General features: G+C 49.6%; 1 protein-coding gene. It reads left to right on the top strand.

The features are described 5' to 3' along the window. A partial coding sequence (locus KDK13_RS02525) for an OprD family porin (RefSeq protein WP_257283248.1) occupies window positions 1-1,233 on the top strand: 1,233 nt, incomplete at its 5' end. Window positions 1,234-1,539 lie beyond the last annotated feature (306 nt).

The raw sequence follows: 1,539 nt of genomic DNA, 5'->3' as shown, positions 1-1,539 counted from the left end.
GCCTACCTGGGTGGCCTGGTCGGTTTTGATGTGGCCGCCCTGGGCCGTATTCGTCTCAACTCTGATTACCCAACCGACTGGGCACAATATGATGCCGGTATGAAAGTACTGAAGCAGAAAGACTGTTACTACACCGGTAAAAATGGCGATGGTAACTACGTTTGTGATGGTACTGAAGGTGCCACCGGTATCACAGAAGTTACCCTGAAGACCCGAGGTGGTGAAGGTAAAAATACCTTTGACCTGCGCGCTGGCCTGGGCATGTTTGCCGCTGGTATGATCTCTTCCAGTGATGAAGATGATGTGCTTCCAACGTCTTATACCGGATTTGATCTGGATGCCCGCCTTGGTGGTACCCGGATTGAGTACGCCTGGATTAATGGTGTGAAAAACCATAACGATAGTTCTGTTCAGGATATTTCCGCCAAGCCTAACTATTCGTCTCATTATGACTATACCCAGCTGGGGCATGAGGATGATCTGAAAATCGATTATGTCCACTCCCTTGGCCTGAGCCGGAAGTTCGGTGGGCTTCTTCTGGAAGCAGCTGCCTCTGACGCGCCGGAATACCTGCGTCGCTACATGATCAGTGCTGACTATATACTGCCCTTTAACAAGCGGGAAAATCTGCAATTAAAAGCACAGTTCTATCAGAACCATAACTATGGTGATGTCTGGGAACTGGAAAAAGAGATCTATCCCGGTAAATTTGGCGATATTCCGGATCATACCCGGTTATCGACCTATACCATTGCCTGGACTGAATCCCTCTTTAACTCCACCGCCTGGACAGTGGCCCTGCATCACACCCGTATCGGTGAAGGTGGCTTCAGCTACGGTATCGGTAACGTCAAGGGTGTGCTGAAAAACGAAGGCCAGGGTAATTACCAGAGTATGCGTCGCTCCAATGAACAGGTATGGGCGGTCGAAAATACCCTGGATTTCAGCCATAGCCGTAACCCATGGCTGAAAGGGTTTGAGGTTAAATATGGTTTCCACTATGGCATGTATTATCAGGAAGATGCCAGAGAAGGCTCCAGTGGTGGGGCGATTGGCGATACCCATGAATCAGAGCACGCGATTACTGCCAAATATGTGGTACGCAAGGGGACCCTGAAAGGTCTGTCCGTTAACCTGCAGCAGGCTTTTGTCGACGATGAAGGCAACAAGTTCGGCCAGGGCAAGATTAACCAGACCAAGTTTGATATCTCTTACACCATGCCTCTGATGTAATCCCCTGGCTCCTGCAGTGTGTTTTTAAAACCGGCTTTTATGGCCGGTTTTTTTTCAGGATTACCCAATCGCCTCTGAACCGTAAAGATAGGCCCTGTTACTGTCTTGGCTTGCCCACTTCACCTTTGATCAGATGGTAACCCGGTACGGTAAGTATACTGTTATTGTCGCTAATTCAATGTGCAAGTACCGGCCATTCGGTGTAGTGTTTGTGCATACAGATGTGTCCAGCCTATGGAGCCGGTCCTCCGGCAACCCTGTAGGACAGTCGCCGTGTATCCCGCGCCGGTTGTTATCATTCAGTAT

It is taken from the genome of Endozoicomonas sp. SESOKO1, assembly GCF_024606265.1.
Taxonomy (GTDB): domain Bacteria; phylum Pseudomonadota; class Gammaproteobacteria; order Pseudomonadales; family Endozoicomonadaceae; genus Endozoicomonas.
This window is presented reverse-complemented; position numbering and strand designations above follow the sequence as displayed.